The following is a 20,700-nucleotide window of genomic DNA, read 5'->3' on the forward strand; positions in this document are numbered from 1 at the left end:
CCCGGGTGGTGCGAGCCACGCCCACGCTGAACGTCGGTTGCGGCGCCTCGCGGCGATGCACCATCGCAATGCTAAGCTCGTGGATGCACTGCCGATGCCGCAGATTCCATGACTGAACGCCGCAACCAGCCCCCTTCCCCATCGCACGAACGCGCGGAACCGACGCTGGGCAACCTTGACCAGCTCGATACCGATATCGACGCGCCCCCGCGCGACACGCGTCCACGGCGCGAGGAACCTCCCGCACGCAAGCCCGTGCGTGCACCGCACGCACGGCGACGCTGGTTGCTGCCCGCCATCGTCGTGGCGCTGGTGGTCGTGATCGGCGGCATGTGGGTAGAGCAAAACCGCTTGCGCAGCCTCTTGCCGCGCACCGAGCTCAACGATGTGCTCGGCCGCGCGCAACAGGCGCTGGCCGCCGGTCATCTGGATGGCGACGACGGCACCAGCGCGCGCGAGCTGTTCCAGGCGGCGATAGCGCTGGAACCCGACAACGACGCTGCACGCAATGGCCTGCATCAGGTCGGCTCGGCCGAACTCGCGCAGGCCGACGCGGCGGTGCAAGCCGGCCAACTCGACATCGCCACGCAAAAAGCGGCCATTGCCCGCGAGCTGCTGGGCGGCGGCAGCGACGTGGATCGACTGGATCAGCTGATTGCCGCGCAACGCAACTCGCAGGTGCGCCTCTCCTCCTTGGTGCAACAAGCGCAACAGGCGGTGGCGGCCGGCCAATACGGCGGGCCGGAGGGCGCAGGTGCGCTGTATCAACGCGCACTGCAGGCCGCGCCCGGCAACGCCGTGGCCAGCCACGGGCTGGACCAAGTGGCCGCGGCACTGGCCAAGCAGGCGCAACAGGCGCTGGCCGCCGGCAACACCACGACGGCCGATGCGGCGATCGAGCAAATCTCCTCGCTGCAACCCAACAATGCCGCGTTGCCAGGCTTGCGCGCCGCGCGTGCCCAAGCCGGCCAGCAGGACAGCACGGCCCTCGACGCCATGCTGCAGCAAGGCGATGCCGCGCTGCGCGCCGGGCACATCGACGGCCCAGGCGACGACACTGCGCTTGCCCATTACCGGGCGGCGCTCGCGCTGGCCCCCGACAACGCCCAGGCCGAAGCCGGACTGGGCAAGGTCGCGCAAGCGCTCACCGTACAGGCCAGCGCCGCCATGGACGCTGGCGACTACGCGCAAGCTGCCTCCCTGCTGAAACGCGCCGCGCCGCTGGCGCCGAAATCGGCGGAGTTGGCCGAAGCGCGCGCGCGGCTGCAAGAACACCAGCAGGACCACCAGCAAGGCCACGCCACGTCGGCGCCGCGAGCCGGCGCGCAAGGGCTCGCCACGGTCGCCACCGACAACCCCGACAACACGGTGCAACCGCCGCTCAGTGCCGCGCAAAGTGCCCAGCTGGCCAACCTGCTGCAACGCGCGCAGGCCGCGGTGGCGCGCGGCGACATCATGATGCCACCCGGCAACTGCGCGTACGACCTGTACCGCAATGCGCTGGCGATCGACGGCAACAACGGCGCGGCGCGGCAAGGCCTGCAAACCTTGCCGCAAGTGGTGCGTCAACGTTTCGAGCAGGACCTGGCGCGCGGCGCCCTTGCCGACGCCGACGCCATGCTCGCCAACCTGCGCGACCTCGCCCCCGGCGACGCCGACCAGGGCGGGCTGCGCCAGCGTCTCGCCAGCGCCTGGCTCGACCAGGCCCAGCAGCAACTGCGGCAAGGCAACCGCGCCGGCGCCGGCAATGCGCTTGATCACGCGCGTCGTCTCGCTCCCGCCGACCCGCGGGTGCAACAGATCACCACGCAATTGCAGACCGGCGCTTGAGTGCCGGTGCCAGCCTCCCCTGTCTTTCCCGGCCGCTGCCAAACGCCTTTGCGGGTGGCGTGCGCGCCCGGCCCCCACGCTGAGCCGGCATGAGCATTCTCGTTTTCGGCGCGAGCAGCCAAATCGGCCATTTCCTGCTGCCGCGGCTGCACCGACTCGGCGCGGCGGTGTACGCCATCAGCCGCCGCCCGCGGGCGCCGCGCGAGGGTGCCCGCTGGCTGCAGGGCCAGTTGCCGGATGTCGTGCCCGACCTGTCCACCACGCCGGCGGCGATCGTCAGCTTCGGTCCAATCGGACCGTTTGCGGCGTGGCTGGCAACCGCGCGGTTCGCCACGCCGCCGCGCGTCATTGCCACCAGCTCGATGAGCGCGCACACCAAACGCGACTCCACCGTGGCCGCCGAGCGTGCACTTGCGCAGCAATTGCGCGACGGCGAACACGCCATCGCCAACGCCTGCGCCCACCTTGGCGCCCCGTGGACGATTTTCCGCCCCACCCTCGTCTATGGCGCCGGGCTCGACCAGAGCCTTACCCCGATCGCCCGCCGCGCGCTGCGCACGCACGTCTTTCCGTTGCCGGCGGGTCGCGGCTTGCGCCAACCGGTGCACGCCGACGACATTGCGCTCGCGGTCATCGCCGCCTTGCGCCAGCCAGCCAGCGCGGGCCACATCCTGGCCATCGGCGGCGGCGAACGCCTGCTGGCGGCCGACATGTTCCGCCGCGTGCGCGACAGCCTGCCGACGCGTACCTTGCCGGTGCCGCTGCCAGCCGGACTGCTCCACGCCGCGCAGCACCTGGCGCCCACCAGACTGCGCGGCCCGCTGCATCGACTGGACTGCGATCTCGTTGCCGACAACACCGAACTGACCCGCTTGCTGGGCGTCGTGCCGCGCCCGTTTGTCGTGGATGCGGACATGTGGCTCGCGCCGCGCGAAGGCTGAGTCCATCCGCCGCTGCGCCACTGTGGGTCGGAAGTCATCCCGACAGGCTTTTCGCGGCAAGCCCAGTCGGACTGAAGTGCGACCCACAAGGCTTCATCGCTCGCCGCGGATCGCTCTATCGAATCCCCAATCCCGTATCCCGAATCCCGGCTCCAGCACCCAGCGCCTGCACGGCATGCACCAGCCAGCGCAGCTGCGCGCCGTCGCGGGTGGCGTAGTTGGCTCCGGAGTAACCCCACCAATCCCAGCACGCCTGCGGGTTCAGCGGCGCGAAGCTGGCGCGGGCCTGCGGGTAGAGCACGACCACGCCATAGACATCGGCCCAGCGATTGAAGCCGGCATCTTGCACGAACGCGGTGCCCACCGATGCGGCGTCCTGCTTGCAGCCATGAAAGGCCACCAGCAGCCCGCACGATTGGCCCGCTGCGCACGCTGGCGGCACGTAGAGATACCCGGTGCGGGCGAGGTAGGCATCGGCGCCGTCGATCCGCAGGGCGTCCTGGTCGAACCGACGCAGCTCACCGTGCGCGCCGTCGGCTTGCCGTGGCGGCGCACCAAACATCCGGGCGAAGATCGCGCCCGCCGCATCGAACCCGCACCCACCGAGGAATGGCGATTGCGAGAGCCGGCAATCATCGCCGTGCCGGGCGACCGGCAGGTTGTGGCCAAAATCGCGCTGGTCGTCGACCACGAGCTGCAGGTCGCGCAGGGCCGGGGATTGCGCCGCCAATGCGCGATAAAACGAAGCACTCGCCGCCGCGACGTCTGCGCTGACCGTGGCGTCGTCCCGGCCGCGCAACAAATAGACCCGTGCGTGCGCCAAGTGCGCAAGATCGCCCAGACGCCCTTCCTTTGCCCACGCGCCGGCACGGGCAACCAGACCGGGTACTTCGGCCCGCGGGTTGCCTTTCAGGCACGCCGTGAGCGCCGTCTTGAGGCTGCCGTCCGCACAATTCCACGGGCCGCCGGCAACCAACGCCGCATTCGCAAACCACTCCGGATACGCCAGCTGCGCCTGCCCCGCCATGTACGCGCCGGCAGACAGGCCGACCACCGCCACGCGCGCGGAGTCGAGATGCAGCTTCGGCAACGGCGGTGCATCGGCGGCCTGGACACTGCCCAGACCCAGCGCCGCCGCCAGCAGGCCACCCGCGAGGCGCCACGCAAAACCGCGTGGCGCCCGCGTCGTTGTCGCTGCCCTGCCCATATCAGAACTGATAGCGGGCGCTGAGCGTCACCGTGCGCGGGTTACCGTAGAACCCGGTGACGATGCCGAGGGCACCGATGTTGTAGCCGGTCGTGCGGTAGGCCTTGTTGGCGAGATTGGTGCCCTGCAGGCTAAGCGACCACGGGCGGTCGATCTGCCAGATCACACCGGCGTTCCACAAGCCATAACCGCGTTGCGCGATCAGCGGCGACAACGTGGTTTCCGGATACACGAAGCCCTGGTAGGTGTAGTTGATGCGCCCGCTCAGGCTGCCGCCGTTGGCGAGCGGCATGGTGTGCTCCAGCGAAAGTCCGCCCGACCATTTCGGAGCGTTGGTGAAGCGCTGCTTGTCGGCGATGTTGACGCCGCCGCTCATGAACTTGGTGTACTTGGTGTGCAGGTACGCCACGTTGCCGCGCAAAGTCCAGTTTTCCGTCGGCATCCACGCAAACTCTTCTTCCAGGCCATCGATGTGACCCTTGCCGGCGTTGGTGAAATCGCCGAAGAAACCCTGCTGGCCGTTCGCCATGGTGTACGAGGTGAACACCGAAAGCTGGATGTTGGAGTAGATGTTGCGGTACGCCGCGGTGTTGAGCATCAGGCGGTCGTCGAAGAAGGTCATCTTGCTGCCCAACTCGAACGAACGCACCTTCTCGTCGTCGATCGGCCGGCATGAGCTGGGGATGGCCGCGCAGTTGGCGCGGATGTTGTAGCCGCCGGAGTGGAAGCCTTCGCTGTAGCTCGCGTAGAGCTTCACGTTGGGGTTGATGCTCCAGTCGAGCGAGACCTTGGGCGACACGTTGCTGGTGGCATGCGAGCCGTGAAAATTCGCAATCGTCAGCAGCGGCGTGCTGAATGTGGCGTCGCCGAAGCCCTGGTTGAGAATGCGCGCGGTCTTGGTTTCATGGGTGTAGCGCAGGCCCACATCGAGGCTCCAGTCGGGCGCGAAATCCCAACTGAGATCGCCGTAGCCAGCGTAGCTCTTGGTGCCCATGCTGCCGCCGGTGCTGCCGTACTGCGCATAGCCCAGCGTGGAATACGGCGGCGAGCCAAGGAAAATGTTGTGGATCTCGCCATCCGCGCTGCCGTCGAAGTAATACAGCCCGGCCACGCCGTGCACGCTGCCGCCGGCATCGTAATTGGCCTGGAATTCCTGGCTGAACTGGTGATCCTTGTAGATCGCGTTGACGTCGGTGAGCTTGGGCGGCAGGGTGTCGAAATCGATGTTGGTGTCGGTGTGGGAGCCGCGCACCGCAGTAACCGATTTGAGCGACCACGCCTCGCTCGCGATCCAGTTCACCGTCAGCGCCGAGCCGTACAGCTTGGTGTGGTTCAACTGGGCAAAACCGCTGCGCGTGTTGTAGTTGCTGGGCAGCGGCGCATAGGTCGGATAGAACTTGTTGACCGTGAGCATTTTCGCGCCGCGCGGATTGGAGTTGTCGCGCACGCCATCCAGCGCCAACTGCACGTTGAACTGGTTGTTCGGGAAAAAGCCCAGGGTCAGGCGCCCGGCATTGGTGTTCTTGTTGCCGTTGCGGCTGCCGGTGTTGATGTCGGTGCCGTAGCCGTTGTTGTGCATGCTGGCCACCGCCAGGCGTCCGCGCCACACCTGGTCGGCGCTGGCACCGCCAAGGTTGCCCTTGATGTCCTTCTCGCCGTGGGTGCCGATAGTGGCCTCCACCGCGCCCTCGGTCTTGACCGGCAGCGGTTTGGACACGTACTTGATCGCACCGCCGATGGTGTTCTTGCCGTACAGCGAGCCTTGCGGGCCGCGCAGCACTTCGATGCGCTCCACGTCGAACACATCGAGCATCGCACCCTGCGGACGCGCCAGGTAAACGTCATCGAGATAGATGCCTACCGCCGGGTCGAAACCCCAGGTCGGGTCGGCTTGCCCCACGCCGCGGATGTACGCGGTGAGCGTGGTGTTGGAGCCGCGCGCCGCGTAGACCTGCAGCGAAGGCACCTTGCCTTGCAGATCCCCGAGGTTCTGCACGTTGTCGGTGCGCAGCGCCTCACTGGTAAAGGCGCTGACCGCGATCGGCACGTCCTGCAGGGTTTCCTTGCGCTTGCGCGCGGTGACTACCACCTGGTCGAGCTGCTTGACCTTGGCCGGCGAAGTGGTCTTCGTCGCCGGTGCGGTTTGTGCGGCGGCCACCGCGGGTGCGGCGCAGGCCATGCCAAGGGCAAGGCCGACGGCGAGACTCAGATGCGTGCGCTTCATGTTTTCCCCCATCGTGGTCGCACCCGACGGACGCGGGCGCTGATCTGGCGCTGAGGTTAAACAGCCTTCCGCAGAGGGGCACTTGTACCTTCGTACAGTGCCGGCACACGCGGGCGATGCCGAATACTGGCGGCATCGTTACCACCGGATGGTGTGAGGGGAATCCGCGCATGGCCTTCGTGATCGTGCTCGCCGCACTGTGTTTTCTGATGCTGGCCGCCTACCGCGGCCACAGCGTCATTCTGTTTGCGCCGATTGCCGCGCTGGGCGCGGTGCTGGTGACCGACCCCGGCCTGGTCGCGCCGATGTTCACCGGGCTGTTCATGGAGAAGATGGTCGGGTTCCTGAAGCTGTATTTCCCGGTGTTCATGCTGGGCGCGCTGTTCGGCAAGCTGATCGAGATCTCGGGGTTTTCCAAATCCATCGTGGCGGCGACGATTCACGTGGTCGGGCGCAGCCGCGCGATCCTGTCGATTGTGGTGGTCTGCGCGCTGCTCACCTACGGCGGCGTGTCGCTGTTCGTGGTGGTGTTTGCGGTGTACCCGTTCGCCGCCGAGCTGTTCCGCGCCAGCGACATTCCGAAGCGGCTGATCCCCGGCACCATCGCGCTGGGAGCGTTCACCTTCACCATGGATTCGCTGCCCGGCACGCCGCAAATCCAGAACATCATCCCGACCGCGTTTTTCGGCACCAACACCTGGGCCGCGCCATGGCTCGGCGTGCTCGGCGGCGTGTTCATTCTCAGCGTCGGCATGGTCTATCTCGAATCGCGTCGGCGCAAGGCGGCGCGCGCCGGCGAGGGCTACGGCACGAACCTCGTCAACGAACCGGAGCCGTTCGATGGCAGCAAGCTGGTGCATCCGCTGATTGCGCTGGCGCCGCTGGTGCTGGTCGGCGTGGCCAACAAACTGCTGACCGATGCGATTCCGCGCCTGTACGGCAGCACCGCGGCGTTCCAGCCCAGCGTGGTCGGCAAGAGCACGCCGGTGGTGCAGGAGGTGGGCAAGATCGCCGCGATCTGGGCGGTGGAAGGCGCGCTGGTGCTCGGCATCGCCTGCGTGCTGGTGTTCGCTTGGCGGCCGGTCGCCAAGCATTTCACCACCGGCAGCCAGCTCGCGGTTTCCGGCGCCCTGCTGGCGTCGATGAACACCGCTTCGGAATACGGCTTTGGCGCCGTGATTGCCGCGCTGCCGGGGTTCAAGCTGGTGGCCGATGCGCTGCACAACATCCCGAATCCGCTGGTGAACGAGGCGGTGACGGTGACCGCGCTGGCCGGCATCACCGGCTCGGCCTCCGGCGGGCTCAGCATCGCGCTCGGGGCGATGGCGGACACCTTCATGGCCAACGCGCACGCCGCCGGTATTCCACTGGAGGTGTTCCACCGCATCGCGGCGATGGCCTCCGGCGGCATGGATACCCTGCCGCACAACGGTGCCGTCATCACGTTGCTGGCGGTGACCGGGCTCACGCATCGGCAGTCGTATCGCGACATCTTTGCGGTGACCGTCATCAAGACGCTGGCGGTGTTCGTGGTGATCGCGGCCTACGAGCTCACCGGGCTGGTCTGAACGCCGCACACGCCCCCAGGCCGTGCCGCGCAGGCACGGCGGCGTGGGTGCGCGTATAATTGGCCGATTCGATTCCGCAAAACTTGCGCGGCGGCCCTTGTGTCGCCCGAGACCAGCCCATGTCCCACGAAAATCTGCGCAACATCGCCATCGTCGCCCACGTCGACCACGGCAAGACCACCCTCGTCGATTGCCTGCTCAAGCAGTCCGGCACGTTCAGCGAGCGCACCGTGCTGGCCGAGCGCGTGATGGACTCCAACGACCAGGAAAAAGAGCGTGGCATCACCATCCTGGCCAAGAACACCGCGATCCGCTGGAACGGCAACCGCATCAACATCGTCGACACCCCCGGGCACGCCGACTTCGGCGGCGAAGTGGAGCGCGTGCTGTCGATGGTCGACTCCGTGTTGCTGCTAGTCGACGCGATGGACGGCCCGATGCCGCAGACGCGCTTCGTCACCCAGAAGGCGTTCGCGATGGGCTTCAAGCCGATCGTGGTGGTGAACAAGATCGACCGCCCCGGTTCGCGCCCGGACTGGGTGGTGGAACAGGTCTGGGATCTGTTCGACCGCCTCGGCGCCACCAGTGAGCAGATGGATTTTCCGGTGATCTACGCCTCGGCGCTGAACGGCTACGCCAGCCTCGACCCCGACGTTCGTTCCGGCGACATGACGCCGCTGTACGAGGCGATCATGAAGTACACCCCGGTACCGCCGGTTGACCCGACCGGCGCGTTCCAGATGCGCATCAGCCAGCTCGACTACAACAGCTTCGTCGGCGTGATCGGCATCGGCCGCATCCAGCGCGGCACGCTGAAAAAAGGCATGCCGGTGGCGGTGATCGACCGCGAGGGCAAGAAGCGCAGCGGCAAGGTCGGCCAGGTGCTGGCGTTCATGGGCCTGGAGCGCATCGAGGAGGAAAGCGCGGAGGCCGGCGACATCGTCGCCATTTCCGGCATCCAGGAGCTTTCGATCTCCGACACCCTCACCGACCCGGAGGTGCCCGAGGCGTTGCCGGCGCTCATGGTGGACGAGCCGACCATCTCGATGACCTTCCAGGTGAACAGCTCGCCGTTTGCCGGCGACAAGGAAAAGTCCGGCGGCAAGTTCCTCACCAGCCGCCAGATTCGCGAGCGGCTCGACCGCGAGAAGGTGCACAACGTGGCGTTGCGCGTCGAGGACGGTTCCGACGCCGACAAGTTCCTGGTTTCCGGGCGCGGCGAGTTGCACCTTTCGGTACTGATCGAGACCATGCGCCGCGAAGGCTACGAGCTTGCGGTATCGCGTCCGGAAGTCATCATCAAGATGATCGACGGCAAGCCGATGGAGCCGTTCGAACAGCTCGTGGTGGACGTCGAGGAGACCCACCAGGGCACGGTGATGGAACGCCTCGGCACGCGCCGCGCCGAGCTCAAGAACATGGTGCCGGACGGCAAGGGTCGTGTGCGGCTGGAATACATCATCCCGGCGCGCGGGCTGATCGGCCTGCAGAACCAGTTCAAGACGCTCACCCAGGGCACGGGCCTGCTGTTCCACGTGTTCGACCATTACGGTCCCAAGGCGGAAGGCCAGATCGCCAAGCGTCCGAACGGCGTGATGATCTCCAACGGCACCGGCCCCACTCCGGCCTACGCGCTGAACATGCTGCAGGAGCGCGGCCGCCTGCTGGCCGGCGAAGGCGACGAGGTGTACGAGGGCCAGCTGGTCGGCATCCACGCCAAGGACAACGACCTCACCGTCAACTGCCTGCGCGGCAAACAGCTCACCAACATGCGCGCCGCCGGCAAGGACGAGGGCATCCAGCTCACCCCGCCGATCCGCATGTCGCTCGAACAGGCGCTGGATTTCATCGAGGACGACGAGCTGGTCGAGGTCACCCCCAAGGCCATCCGCCTGCGCAAGAAGGCGCTCACCGAAATGGATCGCAAGCGCGCGCATCGCGGGCAGTGAGACGTTTTTGACGCCACACCAAAACGGCCACCGCGAGGTGGCCGTTTTGGTGTGGCGTGCCGGATCAAAAAGGTCGTCGAATGGGTCCCCACCGGGGTTCGCGAACGATCCGCGACACCAGGGGCAACGACCTACCAAGTCCCCGCTTTCCGCAAGAACACGACGCGCGTCCTTGCACACGATTTCCCCGCTGGCCGCGTACCGCACACGTCCTTTGCCGGCGTGTTGCCGTGCACCGCATCCGTGGCTACAGTGCACGCACTTCCGAGCCGCCGCGACCGCAACGCTCAGACAGGCTGCGGCATCGACATCGCTGCCCCGACTTGGGCTGCCATCCGCACCGCTCCGGACATATCGCGCTGACGCCGAGCCGTGCGCATACGCTCCACCTCCATCGCCAACGCCGCTGCCACAACTCCATGACCAGCACCAACGCCGCGGATTCACCAGGCAACCACGCCGGGCTGGCAAACCAGCCGCTGCGCACGCTGACGCTGGGCGCCGTCGGCGTCGTGTTCGGCGACCTTGGCACCAGCCCGCTGTACACGCTGCAGGAGGTGTTCGGCAACACCCGCGGGCTGGGCATCAGCCATGCCACCGTGCTCGGCGTGCTGTCGCTGGTGCTGTGGTCGCTGGTGGTAGTGGTGTGCATCAAGTACGTGGCATTCGTGATGCGCGCCGACAACCGCGGCGAAGGCGGCATCGTGGCGCTGCTCGCACTGGCCCAGCGCAGTGTGCGCAATGCGCCGACGCTGCGCTGGCTGGTGGCGTTGATCGCGATCTTCGGTGCCGCGCTGTTCTATGGCGACGGCGTCATCACGCCGGCGATTTCGGTGTTGTCGGCGGTGGAAGGCATCAGGGTGGCGGCGCCACACCTGCAGGCGTGGATCACGCCGATCAGCGCCGCCATCCTGCTGGTGCTGTTTTTGCTCCAGCGAGCTGGAACCGCCCGGGTCGGGCGCGTGTTCGCGCCGGTGATGATGCTGTGGTTCGTGGCGATCGCCCTGCTCGGGTTGCGCATGATCGTGCAGCAACCGGCGATCCTCGCCGCGGTGAATCCGTATTACGCGGTGCGCTTTTTCACCGTGCACGGTCTGGTGGCGTTCGTGGCGCTCGGCGGCGTGGTGCTGGCGCTGACTGGCACCGAAGCGCTCTACGCGGACATCGGCCACTTCGGCAAGCGGCCGATCCGCGTGGCGTGGAGTCTCATCGTGTTTCCCGCGCTGCTGCTCAACTACTTCGGCCAGGGCGCGCTGCTGCTGCAGACACCCGATGCGGGCACCAATCCGTTCTACCGCATGGTGCCGGAAAGCCTGCTGATTCCGATGATTGCGCTCGCGGCGATGGCCACCATCATCGCCTCGCAGGCGGTGATATCCGGCGCGTACTCGATGACGATCCAGGCGATGCAGCTCGGCTACTCGCCGCGCATGCGCGTGGTGCACACCTCCGACCAGGTCGCCGGCCAGGTGTTCGTACCGGCGATCAATACGTTGCTGCTGATCCTGGTGCTGGCGGCGGTGCTCGGCTTCCGCTCCTCCGAAAACCTCGGCGCGGCCTACGGCATTGCCGTCACCGGCACGATGGTCACCACCACCCTGCTCGCACTGCTGGTCGCGCTGCGGCAATGGCGCTGGAAGTGGTACGCGGTGCTGGCGTTGGGCATGCCACTGTTGGTTGTCGATGGCGCGTTCTTCGGCGCCAACCTGCTCAAGGTCGAAAGCGGCGGCTGGTTTCCGCTTGCGCTCGGCGTGCTGGTGTTCACCGTGATGACCACCTGGCGGCGCGGCCGCGAGCTGGTGCTGCGCCAGCTCAAGATGGGCGGGCTGGCGCTGTCGCCGTTCATCACCAGCATCGGCAGCCATCCGCCGGCACGGGTACCGGGCACCGCGATTTTTCTCACCGCCAACCTCGACGCCGTGCCGCACGCGCTGCTGCACAGCCTCAAGCACTTCAAGGTGCTGCACGAGCGCAACGTGCTGCTCAGTGTGGAAACGCTGGAGGTGCCGTATGCCAACGCGGACGAGCGCATCGAACTGGCCGAACTCGGCCAGGGCTTCCACCGCCTGCTGCTGCGCTTCGGCTTTGCCGAGGCACCGGACATCCCCACCGCGCTCACCGCCTGCGCGCCGCGCGGGCTGCGTTTCGACCTGATGGACACGACGTTTTTCCTGTCGCGCGAAAACATCGTCGCGGCCCGCCACCCGGGCATGGCGCTGTGGCGCGACAAGCTGTTCGCGTTCCTCGCGCGCAACGCGATGCCGGCCACCGCGTTCTTCCACATTCCCGGCAACCGGCTGGTCGAACTGGGCACTCAGGTCGAAATCTGATCCGCCGGCGCAGGCGTGCGCCCGGCCAGTTCCAGCGCCGATGCGCGCGCCGCGAGGTCGGCGCCCACGTAGCAGTGCGAGCCGACCGGCACCAGGCCGACGCGGGCGAATTCGCGCAGGTACCACGCCGCGGGGCGCGCCACGTAGTCGGCGCGGTCGCCGACCACGTCGTCGCCGCGGACAAAGGTTTCCATGAAGGCGACCCCGCCGAGCATGTCGGCGATGCCGACGAGCCCCGCGCGCACTTCATTGGCGCGCACGTAGTGCAGCACGTTGGTGCACACGATCACGTCGAAACAGGTATCCAACCGCAGCCATTCCAGCTCGCGCAGGCGGGCCAGCCCGATCTGGCGGCTGCGGCCGTAGCGCGCCACCGCGTATTCGCTGGCATCCAGCCCGCGATAGTCGATGCCGGGCCGCAAGGCGCGAAACGGTGCGCGCCACAGGCCCTCGCCGCAGCCCACGTCGAGCACGTTGCGGATCGGCCGGCCGAGGTAGTACTCGGCTACCGCCACCACCATCGCCACCTTGCGTCGGCGCGAAGCGGGCGACGACACCGCCTCGGTGCGGCTGCGATACCAGCGGTCGAAATACGCCGCGTCGTAGGCCTTGCGCGTCACGCGCGAAGCTCAGTGATGATGGCCGCCGGCGCCGTGCACGTGGCCATGGGAAAGCTCCTCGTCGCTCGCGGTGCGCACGTCGGTCACTTCGATGTCGAAATGCAGCGCCTTGCCGGCCAGTGGATGGTTGGCATCCACATGCACCTCGTCGCCTTCGACCTTGGTCACCATCACGTTGAACACGCCCTGCGGGCCGTTGGCCTGGAACTGCATGCCGGGCTGGATGTCGTCGATGCCCTGGAACGCCGAGCGCGGCACCACCTGCGCCATTTCCGGGGCGTACTCGCCATAACCTTCGGCAGCCGATACGTGCGCCACGAACCTGTCACCCACGCCCTTGCCTTCCATCTGCTTTTCCAGCCCCGGCACGATCTGGCCCTTGCCGTGCAGGTAGGTCAGCGGCTCGCCGCCGGCGGAGCTGTCAACGACCTTGCCATCGTCGTCGGTCAGCGTGTAGTGGAAGGCGGCAACGGTGTTGGCGGCGATCTGCATGGCGGTGTCCGGCGCGGAAAACGGGTTGCAAGACTAGCAGATCACCGCGCAAAACCCGTGGGTCGGGATTCATCCCGACGGCGCTTTCGGCGAGGCGCCCGTCGGGCCAAACCTCAACCCACACGAAGGCATGCATCTCACTTCGGCAGCAAATCATCCAGCTCACGGCCAATCTTTTCTGGCGTGTCGGCCGAGGCGTAGCGCTTGCGCACTTGGCCATCGCTGCCGACAAGGAACTTGGTGAAGTTCCACTTGATCGCCTCGCTGCCAAGCACGCCGGGGGCGGCATGTTTGAGCCAGCGGTACAGTGGGTGCGCGTCCGCACCATTCACGGCGATCTTCGCAAACAGCGGAAAACTCACCGCGTAGCTGGTGGTGCAGAACGCACGGATTTCTGCGGCGTCGCCCGGCTCCTGATGGCCGAACTGGTTGCACGGAAACCCGAGCACCACCAGCCCGCGCGGGCCGAAATCGCACCACAACTTTTCCAGCCCGGCGTATTGCGGGGTGAAGCCGCATTTCGACGCCACGTTCACCACCAGCAGCGTCTTGCCACGCCACTCGCCAAGTGCGCGCTCGTGGCCATCCAGATCCACCGCGCTGAAATCCCAGATGCTGTCCATCGAACCCTCCGCCTTGGCCGCATGGACGTCCATGCGAGCCGCTAGAATGATGCTCCGTTTTCCCGTCAGACCACCGTGATCCGCTTCCTCGACGTAAGCAAGTCCTATCGCGTGGATGGCCGTGAGGTGCCGGCGCTCGCGCCGTTCAACCTCGACATCCACGACGGCGAAGTGTTCGGCATCATTGGCCACTCCGGCGCCGGCAAATCCACATTGTTGCGGCTCATCAACCTGCTCGAACGCCCGAGCGGCGGGCGCATCCTGATCGGCGACACCGACATCACCGCACTCGACGAGCCCGCATTGCGTGCGCAGCGTCGGCGCATCGGCATGATCTTCCAGCACTTCAACCTGCTCGCCTCGCGGACCGTGGCGGCGAACGTGGCGTTGCCATTGCGCCTCGCCGGCGAGCGCAACGCCAGCACTATCCGCGCGCGGGTTGACGAGCTGCTTGAACGCGTGGGCCTCGCCGAGCACGCACACAAGTTTCCCTCCCAGCTTTCCGGCGGGCAGAAGCAGCGCGTCGGCATTGCGCGCGCACTGGCCAATCGCCCGGAAATCCTCCTGTGCGACGAGGCCACCAGCGCGCTCGATCCGCAGACCACGGCGCAGGTACTGGATCTGCTGGCCACGATCAACCGCGAGCTCAAGCTCACCATCGTGCTGATCACCCACGAGATGGACGTGGTGCGCCGCATCGCCGACCGCGTTGCCGTGCTCGACGCCGGGCACCTGGTGGAATCCGGCACCGTGGCCGACGTGTTCCTGCATCCGCAGCACGCGACCACGCGGCGGTTCGTCAGCGAGGCCCTGCCCGAAACGGCGGGCGATGCCGCCGCGCCACCCGGCGTGCACGGCCGGGTGCTGCGCTTCACTTTCCGTGGCGCCGCGACGCTGGAGCCGGTGCTCAGCCGCGTGATGCGCGAGAGCGGAGTGGATTTCAACCTGATCGCCGGGCGCATCGACCGCATCAAGGATCTGCCCTACGGCCAGCTCACGCTCGCGCTCGAAGGCGCCCAGATCGACGCCGCGCTGCAGAAACTGCGCGCCGCCGGCATCACCGTCGAGGAGCTGGCATGAGCACCGCGCCACTGCTGCAAAGCCTGTTCCCCAACATCCAGGACTGGGGCGAGATGGGCCAGGCCTGCGTCGACACGCTGTTGATGCTGGGCGGCTCGCTCGCGCTCACCGTCGCCATCGGCCTGCCGCTGGGCGTGCTGCTGTATCTCACTGGCCCCGGCCAGTTGCGCGCGCGGCCAAAGACCTACGCGGCCACCTCGGTGGTGGTGAACATCCTGCGCTCGGTGCCATTCATCATCCTCATGATCGTGATGATGCCGGTGACCTACGCCTTGGTCGGCACCAAGCTCGGCGTGCGCGGCGCGATCCCGCCGCTGGTGATCGGCACCGCGCCGTTCTTTGCGCGGCTGGTGGAGACCTCGCTGCGCGAGGTGTCGCGCGGCGTGATCGAGGCGGCGCAAGCGATGGGCGCCAGCACCTGGCAGATCGTGCGCCACGTGCTGCTGCCCGAGGCACGCGCCGGCCTCTGGGCCGGCATCACGGTGACCGCCATCGCGCTGGTGGGCTACACCGCGATGGGCGGCGCGATCGGCTCCGGCGGCCTGGGCGACCTCGCCTACCGCTACGGCTATCTCAGCTACAAATCCGACTACATGCTGGTCACGGTAGTGCTGCTGGTGGTACTGGTGCAGGCACTGCAGGTGGCCGGCGACCGTATTGTTGCGCGCTGCAAGCAGCACTGATCGCGGTTTGCTGCTGGACGTATGGACGGCTATTCTGGCACACCGCACGAGAGGTTCATCGCATGAAGTGGTTCGTCCCAGTGTTGGCAGCGCTGCTGCTCGCCGCCTGCTCGGCACCCAGGGAAGACGCCCACACGCTCACCATCGGCGCCACCGCGGTGCCGCACGCGGAGATCCTCAAGTTCGTGCAGCCCGAACTGGCAAAGGAAGGCGTGAAGCTCAAGATCAAGGTGTTCGCCGACTACGTGCAGCCGAACCTGCAGGTGGTCGAGAAGAGCCTCGACGTCAACTACTTCCAGACCGCGCCGTATCTGGAGGCCTTCAACCACGAGCACGGCACGCACCTGGTACCGATCGTCGGCGTGCACATTGAGCCGTTCGGCGCGTATTCGCGCAAGATCAAATCCATCGATGCGTTGCCGGTGGGCGCCACGGTGAGCGTGCCCAATGACCCCAGCAACGAGGCGCGCGCGCTGTTGCTGCTCGCGCACCACGGCCTGATCTCGCTGAAGGACCCGCACAATGCGCTGGCGGGGATGGCCGACATCACCGCCAACCCGAAACACCTCAAGTTCAAGGAGCTGGACGCGGCGATGCTGCCGCGCACCCTGGACGAGGTGGACCTCGCGCTGATCAACACCAACTATGCGCTGGTGGCCGGGCTGAATCCGGTAAAGGATGCGTTGCTCATCGAAAGCAGCGATTCACCGTATGTGAACGATCTGGTCGGCCGCGCCGACAACCAGCACGACCCGCGGGTGGAAAAACTCGCCAAGGCGCTGACCAGCCCGGCCACGCGCGCCTTCATCGAGAAAAAATACCGGGGGGCGGTGTTGCCGGCGTTCTGAGCCATCGGCAGGACGCACGTTGGTCCGCCACCGCGTCACGGCTCCATCAGCTGAGCGTGGAACAAGACACAAACGGCGCGCAGTCGCTGCCGCTTGTGCCCTTGCGATCAGCGTTCCTGGCCGGCCTCAGGCCGCCACCATCTGCTTGGGAATGGCGTGGTCGGTGCGCTTGATGTGGTTCTTCGCATCCATGTAGATGCAGGTCGGCTGGAAGCCGGCGAGCTCCTTCTCGTCCACCTGCGCAAACGCGGCGATGATGATGAGGTCGCCCACCGACACGCTGCGCGCCGCGCTGCCGTTCACCGAAATGATGCCCGAGCCCTCTTCCGCACGCAGTGCGTAGGTAACGAAGCGCTTGCCGTTGCTCACATCCCATGCGTGGATCTGTTCGTACTCGAGGATGCCGCATGCATCGAGCAAGTCGCCGTCGATCGCGATCGAGCCTTCGTACTGCAGCTCGGCATGGGTCACCGTGGCCCGGTGGATCTTGGACTTGAACATGTTGAGCAGCATGACGTCGATACCTGCAAAAACAGCCGTTTGAGCCGTGCATTATCGAACCGATGCCGCAGTGCCGCAACAAGGGGTCCCGGAACGGCACGCGTCCCCGGCCGATGGGTGAAGGTGAAGGCGCCGCGGCCTCGTGGGTCGGAATTCATCCCGACAGGGCCTTTCGCCGAGAGCCCGTCGGGCCGAAGCCCGATCCACGGCGGCCGTGTATCGCGCCCGGCTGCGTCAAGCCAGCGGCAGGTTGTCGATCAGGCGCGTGCTGCCCAGCCGCGCGGCGATCAGGGCAACCAACCCATGCCGTGCGTGCGCTTCCGGCATGCCCAGGTCGTCGGCACGGCGGATGGCGGTGTAATCGGGGACAAAACCCGCACGTTCCAGCCGCGTCGCCGCCACCAGTTCCACCGCGTGGCAGGCATGGCCCTCGCCGATCAGCGACTGCATCAGCAGCAAGGTCTGGTGGATCTGCGGCGCCATCTCGCGTTCGGCTGGCGACAGATATTGGTTGCGCGAACTGAGCGCGAGGCCATCCTCGGCACGCTGGATCGGCGCACCGAGGATTTTCACCGGCAACGCCAGGTCGCGCACCATGCGTTCGATCACCTTGAGCTGCTGGTAATCCTTCTGGCCGAACACGGCCAGATCGGGTTGCACGAGGTTGAACAGTTTGGCCACCACCGTGGCAACGCCATCGAAATGGCCGGGGCGATGGGCGCCTTCCAGCACTTCGGTGATTTGCGGCACGTGCACGCTCACGCTGTACTCGGCACCATACGGGTAAATCGTCGCCACTTCCGGCGCAAACAGAAGATCGCAGCCGTGCTCGGCCAATCCGGCTTGATCCTGCGTCAGCGTGCGTGGGTAGCGGGCGTAATCCTCGTTGGGGCCGAACTGGGTGGGGTTGACGAACACGCTGGCAACGACGCGATCGGCCCGCTCACGCGCCAACCGCACCAGCGAGAAATGCCCGGCATGCAGATTGCCCATCGTCGGCACCAGGGCAACGGTCTGACCTTTGTCGTGCCAGCCATGGATCGCGGCGCGCAGTGCCTGCGCGTCTTGCACGGTTTGCATGATGGCCTCCGATCAGTTGAAGCAGTTTTCCGGCGCCGGGAAGCTGCCGTTGCGCACTTCCTCGGCGTACGCCGCGATGGCCTCGGCCACCGAACCGCGACCGGCGAGGAAATCCTTGCTGAATTTCGGCCGTTTGCCCGGCGTGATGCCGAGCATGTCGTAGCACACCAGCACCTGCCCGTCGCAATGCGGCCCGGCACCGATGCCGATGACGGGGATGTCGAGCGCCTTGGTCACCTGCTCGCCAAGCGTGCTCGGCACCCCCTCAAGCACCAGGAGATCGGCGCCGGCACTCTGCACTGCGCGCGCTTGCGTCAGCACGCGCTCGGCCGCCGATGCCTCGCGGCCCTGGATGCGGAAGCCGCCGAACTTGTGCACCGATTGCGGCGTGAGGCCAAGGTGTGCGCACACCGGAATCGCACGCGCCGTAAGCGCCGCAATCGCATCGAGGATGTGCGGTGCGCCGCCCTCCAGCTTGACCATCGCGGCACCGCCTTCCCCGACCAGTCGCGCGCCCGCTTCCAGCGCGTGCGCGGTGTCGCGATCGCCCATGAACGGCATGTCCGCAATCAGCAGGGTTGTCGTCAGCCCGCGTGCCACGGCGGACACGTGATACACCATGTGTTCCAGCGTGACCGGCAGCGTGCTCGCGTGGCCCTGGATCACCATGCCGAGCGAATCGCCCACCAGCGCCACATCGATGCCGGCGGCTTCGAGCTGGCTGGCCATGCTGAAGTCGTAGGCGGTGAGCATGGCGATGCGCCGGCCCTCGGCCTTCATCGCGTGCAGCATGGGCACGGTGACCGGCTTGCGCACCGGGCGTTTCTCGGTTTCCACGTACACGGCAACTTCCCGAAAGCGAATGATCCCGATTATCCGCGGCGCAGCCTCATTCGGCCAGCAAACAGCAACCTTCGGCATCGGCCGCGGCAAGCAGCTCCGCAACGCGGCCCTGCCCCGGCACGTCGAGCTCGGGCGCCAGCTCGGCCAGCGGCAGCAGCACGAAGGCGCGCTCGGCAATGCGTGGGTGCGGCAAGGTCAAGCGCACGTCGGCGCGGCACACGCCCTCGACATGCAGCAAGTCGAGATCGAGCGTGCGCGGCCCATAGCGTACGTCGCGCACGCGACCAGCGCGCCGCTCGATCGCTTGCAAACCGTCCAGCAAAGCCTCGGGCGCGAGCGTGGTGTCGAGCCGCGCCGCGGCGTTGACAAACCATGGCTGGTCGACCACCCCCCACGGCGGCGTGCGATACAGGCGCGAACGCGCCGTCACCCGCGATTGCGGCAACTGTGCCAGCGCCTCGAAAGCAGCCAGCACTTGTTGCCGCGGATCACCGAGATTGCTGCCAAGCGCAACGTAAGCGGTGGTCACGCGGGCTTGTTCCGTGCCCCGCCACGGCGATGCCGGCGACGCGGCGGCTTGTGCACCGCCGGCGCGGGTTCGGCCTCGCTGGCGGCATTGCCGGTGGCGATGGGCAGGGCGGCCGCCAGTACGTCGAGCGGCAATTGCTGGGCGTGCGCCCACCACTCGCCAAGCTCGCGCATGGCCGGCGATTCGTGCGCGCGCAGCAGCAGGAAATCGAACGCCGCGCGAAACCGCGGATGCGCCAACAGGCGCATCACCTTCTTGCGCTGCACCTGCTCGAAGCGCGGCTGCAGCGCCCAGATTTCTTCCATCGCATAGGTGAAACGGCGCGGGATGGCGACGCGCTGGCACTGCTCGCCCACCACCCGCTGCGCCGCGCGCTCCCACGCCTCGTTGCGATCATCGCCGCGTTCGATGCCGGCGTGCGCAAGGTCGCGTACCTCGCCCCACAACAGCACGGCAAACAGGAATGCCGGCGTCACCGACTTGCCCTCGAGCACGCGCGCATCGGTGTTCGCCAGGCCCTGCTCGACCAATGCACGCAAGCCTTCGTCGCCGCGCTTGAGCGCGCGCGCCGTCGCCGGCAGCAGGAATTTCATCAAGCCGTATTGCTCGAAAGTGCGGAAACTCTTGAGCCCGTAGCCGGCCAGAAACATCTTGAGCGATTCGTCGAACAGGCGTGCCGGTGCAGCTTCGGTCAGCAGCGATCCAAGCGTCTCGAACGGCGCCGCAGCCGCGGCATCCACGCTGAAACCAAGCTTGGCGGCCAACCGCACCGCACGCAGCATGCGCACCGGGTCCTCGCGGTAACGCGTGACCGGCTCGCCGATCAGGCGCAGCACGCGGTCGCGCAGATCCTGCATGCCGCCAACGTAATCGCGCACCGAGAAATCGCTGATGTCGTAGTACATCGCGTTGACGCGGAAATCGCGGCGCAGCGCATCCTCTTCGATCGTGCCCCATACGTTGTCGCGCACGATGCGGCCATCCACGATGCGCCGCTCGCCTTCGGCATTGTCGTCCTCGCCAGTGCCGCGGAAGGTGGCCACCTCGATGATTTCCGGGCCAAACACCACGTGCGCAAGGCGAAAGCGGCGACCGATCAGGCGGCAATTGCGAAAGAGTTTCTTGACGTCGTCCGGCGTGGCGTTGGTGGCCACGTCGAAATCCTTCGGCGTGTGTCCGATGAGCAGGTCGCGTACCGCGCCGCCCACGAGAAACGCGTCGTAGCCGGCTTCGTTCAACCGGTAGAGCACGCGCAGGGCGGCTTTGCTGATGTTCTTGCGGGAGACTGTGTGCTGGTCGCGCGGAATGATGTGCAGCGCTGGCCCGGTGTCGTTCCTGGCTTCGGCATTCAA

The 20,700-nt window shown here is 66.8% G+C and carries 18 protein-coding genes; 8 read left to right on the top strand and 10 right to left on the bottom strand.

Features of this window, described 5'->3' with window-relative positions:
• The first annotated feature begins 108 nt into the window (after positions 1-108).
• Together AC3WP6_RS10780 and AC3WP6_RS10785 are read left to right on the top strand one after the other, a co-directional pair.
• Complete coding sequence (locus tag AC3WP6_RS10780) at positions 109-1,830, top strand: tetratricopeptide repeat protein (protein WP_492627705.1); 1,722 nt, start codon at positions 109-111, stop codon at positions 1,828-1,830.
• 89 nt (positions 1,831-1,919) lie between these two features.
• Positions 1,920-2,771 (top strand): SDR family oxidoreductase, encoded by an 852-nt coding sequence (locus AC3WP6_RS10785; protein ID WP_492627706.1) that lies wholly within the window; start codon positions 1,920-1,922, stop codon positions 2,769-2,771.
• A gap of 115 nt (positions 2,772-2,886) precedes the next feature.
• On the opposite strand, the gene AC3WP6_RS10790 is transcribed toward AC3WP6_RS10785, so the two are convergent.
• Positions 2,887-3,978: an extracellular catalytic domain type 2 short-chain-length polyhydroxyalkanoate depolymerase gene (locus tag AC3WP6_RS10790; RefSeq protein ID WP_492627707.1), complete on the bottom strand. Its 1,092-nt coding sequence runs from the start codon at positions 3,976-3,978 to the stop codon at positions 2,887-2,889.
• A 1-nt stretch (position 3,979) separates the two neighbouring features.
• Positions 3,980-6,202 carry a TonB-dependent receptor gene (locus tag AC3WP6_RS10795; protein ID WP_492627708.1) on the bottom strand — a complete coding sequence of 741 codons (2,223 nt, stop codon included), beginning with the start codon at positions 6,200-6,202 and terminating at the stop codon, positions 3,980-3,982.
• Positions 6,203-6,372: 170 nt separating this feature from the next.
• Here AC3WP6_RS10795 and AC3WP6_RS10800 point away from each other — a divergent pair, with 170 nt between their 5' ends.
• The 3 genes from AC3WP6_RS10800 to AC3WP6_RS10810 all read left to right on the top strand — a co-directional run bounded on the left by AC3WP6_RS10800 (position 6,373) and on the right by AC3WP6_RS10810 (position 12,049).
• Complete coding sequence (locus AC3WP6_RS10800; protein ID WP_492627709.1) at positions 6,373-7,770, top strand: GntP family permease; 1,398 nt, start codon at positions 6,373-6,375, stop codon at positions 7,768-7,770.
• A 119-nt stretch (positions 7,771-7,889) separates the two neighbouring features.
• Positions 7,890-9,719: a translational GTPase TypA gene (gene typA / locus AC3WP6_RS10805; protein WP_492627710.1), complete on the top strand. Its 1,830-nt coding sequence runs from the start codon at positions 7,890-7,892 to the stop codon at positions 9,717-9,719.
• A 419-nt stretch (positions 9,720-10,138) separates the two neighbouring features.
• Complete coding sequence (locus tag AC3WP6_RS10810; protein ID WP_492627711.1) at positions 10,139-12,049, top strand: potassium transporter Kup; 1,911 nt, start codon at positions 10,139-10,141, stop codon at positions 12,047-12,049.
• Here AC3WP6_RS10810 and AC3WP6_RS10815 read toward each other — a convergent pair.
• The 3 genes from AC3WP6_RS10815 to AC3WP6_RS10825 form a co-directional block, all read right to left on the bottom strand.
• The gene (locus AC3WP6_RS10815) at positions 12,034-12,669 is read right to left on the bottom strand and encodes a class I SAM-dependent DNA methyltransferase (protein WP_492627712.1); all 636 of its coding nucleotides are present in this window, start codon (positions 12,667-12,669) and stop codon (positions 12,034-12,036) included. The genes AC3WP6_RS10810 and AC3WP6_RS10815 overlap by 16 nt on opposite strands.
• A 9-nt stretch (positions 12,670-12,678) precedes the next feature.
• On the bottom strand, positions 12,679-13,161 hold the full coding sequence (locus tag AC3WP6_RS10820; protein ID WP_492627713.1) for an FKBP-type peptidyl-prolyl cis-trans isomerase: 483 nt from the start codon (positions 13,159-13,161) through the stop codon (positions 12,679-12,681).
• A gap of 137 nt (positions 13,162-13,298) precedes the next feature.
• Positions 13,299-13,784 carry a glutathione peroxidase gene (locus tag AC3WP6_RS10825; RefSeq protein ID WP_492627714.1) on the bottom strand — a complete coding sequence of 162 codons (486 nt, stop codon included), beginning with the start codon at positions 13,782-13,784 and terminating at the stop codon, positions 13,299-13,301.
• Positions 13,785-13,859: 75 nt separating this feature from the next.
• Here AC3WP6_RS10825 and AC3WP6_RS10830 point away from each other — a divergent pair, with 75 nt between their 5' ends.
• From AC3WP6_RS10830 to AC3WP6_RS10840, 3 genes are all read left to right on the top strand, one after another.
• Positions 13,860-14,864 carry a methionine ABC transporter ATP-binding protein gene (locus tag AC3WP6_RS10830; RefSeq protein WP_492627715.1) on the top strand — a complete coding sequence of 335 codons (1,005 nt, stop codon included), beginning with the start codon at positions 13,860-13,862 and terminating at the stop codon, positions 14,862-14,864.
• On the top strand, positions 14,861-15,547 hold the full coding sequence (locus AC3WP6_RS10835) for a methionine ABC transporter permease (protein WP_492627716.1): 687 nt from the start codon (positions 14,861-14,863) through the stop codon (positions 15,545-15,547). The genes AC3WP6_RS10830 and AC3WP6_RS10835 overlap by 4 nt, the downstream gene beginning before the upstream one ends.
• A gap of 62 nt (positions 15,548-15,609) precedes the next feature.
• Positions 15,610-16,395, top strand: coding sequence for a MetQ/NlpA family ABC transporter substrate-binding protein (locus AC3WP6_RS10840; protein WP_492627717.1), 786 nt, complete (start codon positions 15,610-15,612; stop codon positions 16,393-16,395).
• Between the two features lie 126 nt (positions 16,396-16,521).
• On the opposite strand, the gene panD is transcribed toward AC3WP6_RS10840, so the two are convergent.
• The 5 genes from panD to pcnB form a co-directional block, all read right to left on the bottom strand.
• On the bottom strand, positions 16,522-16,908 hold the full coding sequence (gene panD / locus AC3WP6_RS10845; RefSeq protein ID WP_492627718.1) for an aspartate 1-decarboxylase: 387 nt from the start codon (positions 16,906-16,908) through the stop codon (positions 16,522-16,524).
• Positions 16,909-17,130: 222 nt separating this feature from the next.
• A complete protein-coding gene (gene panC, locus AC3WP6_RS10850) occupies positions 17,131-17,976 on the bottom strand; it encodes a pantoate--beta-alanine ligase (protein WP_492627719.1) in 846 nt (281 codons plus the stop codon).
• Between the two features lie 12 nt (positions 17,977-17,988).
• Positions 17,989-18,819: a 3-methyl-2-oxobutanoate hydroxymethyltransferase gene (gene panB, locus AC3WP6_RS10855; RefSeq protein WP_492627720.1), complete on the bottom strand. Its 831-nt coding sequence runs from the start codon at positions 18,817-18,819 to the stop codon at positions 17,989-17,991.
• 46 nt (positions 18,820-18,865) lie between these two features.
• Positions 18,866-19,348 (bottom strand): 2-amino-4-hydroxy-6-hydroxymethyldihydropteridine diphosphokinase, encoded by a 483-nt coding sequence (gene folK / locus AC3WP6_RS10860; RefSeq protein ID WP_492627721.1) that lies wholly within the window; start codon positions 19,346-19,348, stop codon positions 18,866-18,868.
• Positions 19,345-20,700, bottom strand: a complete 1,356-nt coding sequence (gene pcnB, locus AC3WP6_RS10865) for a polynucleotide adenylyltransferase PcnB (protein ID WP_492627722.1) — start codon at positions 20,698-20,700, stop codon at positions 19,345-19,347. Before pcnB ends, folK begins: the two co-directional genes overlap by 4 nt.

This window comes from Rhodanobacter sp. FW106-HT46G03, from assembly GCF_058789895.1.

Bases quoted from the DNA above. Each gene is read 5' to 3' on its own strand.
- AC3WP6_RS10780 (WP_492627705.1), top strand. From the start codon at position 109: ATGACTGAACGCCGCAACCAGCCCCCTTCCCCATCGCACGAACGCGCG.
- AC3WP6_RS10785 (WP_492627706.1), top strand. From the start codon at position 1,920: ATGAGCATTCTCGTTTTCGGCGCGAGCAGCCAAATCGGCCATTTCCTG.
- AC3WP6_RS10790 (WP_492627707.1), bottom strand. From the start codon at position 3,978: ATGGGCAGGGCAGCGACAACGACGCGGGCGCCACGCGGTTTTGCGTGG.
- AC3WP6_RS10795 (WP_492627708.1), bottom strand. From the start codon at position 6,202: ATGAAGCGCACGCATCTGAGTCTCGCCGTCGGCCTTGCCCTTGGCATG.
- AC3WP6_RS10800 (WP_492627709.1), top strand. From the start codon at position 6,373: ATGGCCTTCGTGATCGTGCTCGCCGCACTGTGTTTTCTGATGCTGGCC.
- typA (WP_492627710.1), top strand. From the start codon at position 7,890: ATGTCCCACGAAAATCTGCGCAACATCGCCATCGTCGCCCACGTCGAC.
- AC3WP6_RS10810 (WP_492627711.1), top strand. From the start codon at position 10,139: ATGACCAGCACCAACGCCGCGGATTCACCAGGCAACCACGCCGGGCTG.
- AC3WP6_RS10820 (WP_492627713.1), bottom strand. From the start codon at position 13,161: ATGCAGATCGCCGCCAACACCGTTGCCGCCTTCCACTACACGCTGACC.
- AC3WP6_RS10825 (WP_492627714.1), bottom strand. From the start codon at position 13,784: ATGGACAGCATCTGGGATTTCAGCGCGGTGGATCTGGATGGCCACGAG.
- AC3WP6_RS10835 (WP_492627716.1), top strand. From the start codon at position 14,861: ATGAGCACCGCGCCACTGCTGCAAAGCCTGTTCCCCAACATCCAGGAC.
- AC3WP6_RS10840 (WP_492627717.1), top strand. From the start codon at position 15,610: ATGAAGTGGTTCGTCCCAGTGTTGGCAGCGCTGCTGCTCGCCGCCTGC.
- panD (WP_492627718.1), bottom strand. From the start codon at position 16,908: ATGCTGCTCAACATGTTCAAGTCCAAGATCCACCGGGCCACGGTGACC.
- panC (WP_492627719.1), bottom strand. From the start codon at position 17,976: ATGCAAACCGTGCAAGACGCGCAGGCACTGCGCGCCGCGATCCATGGC.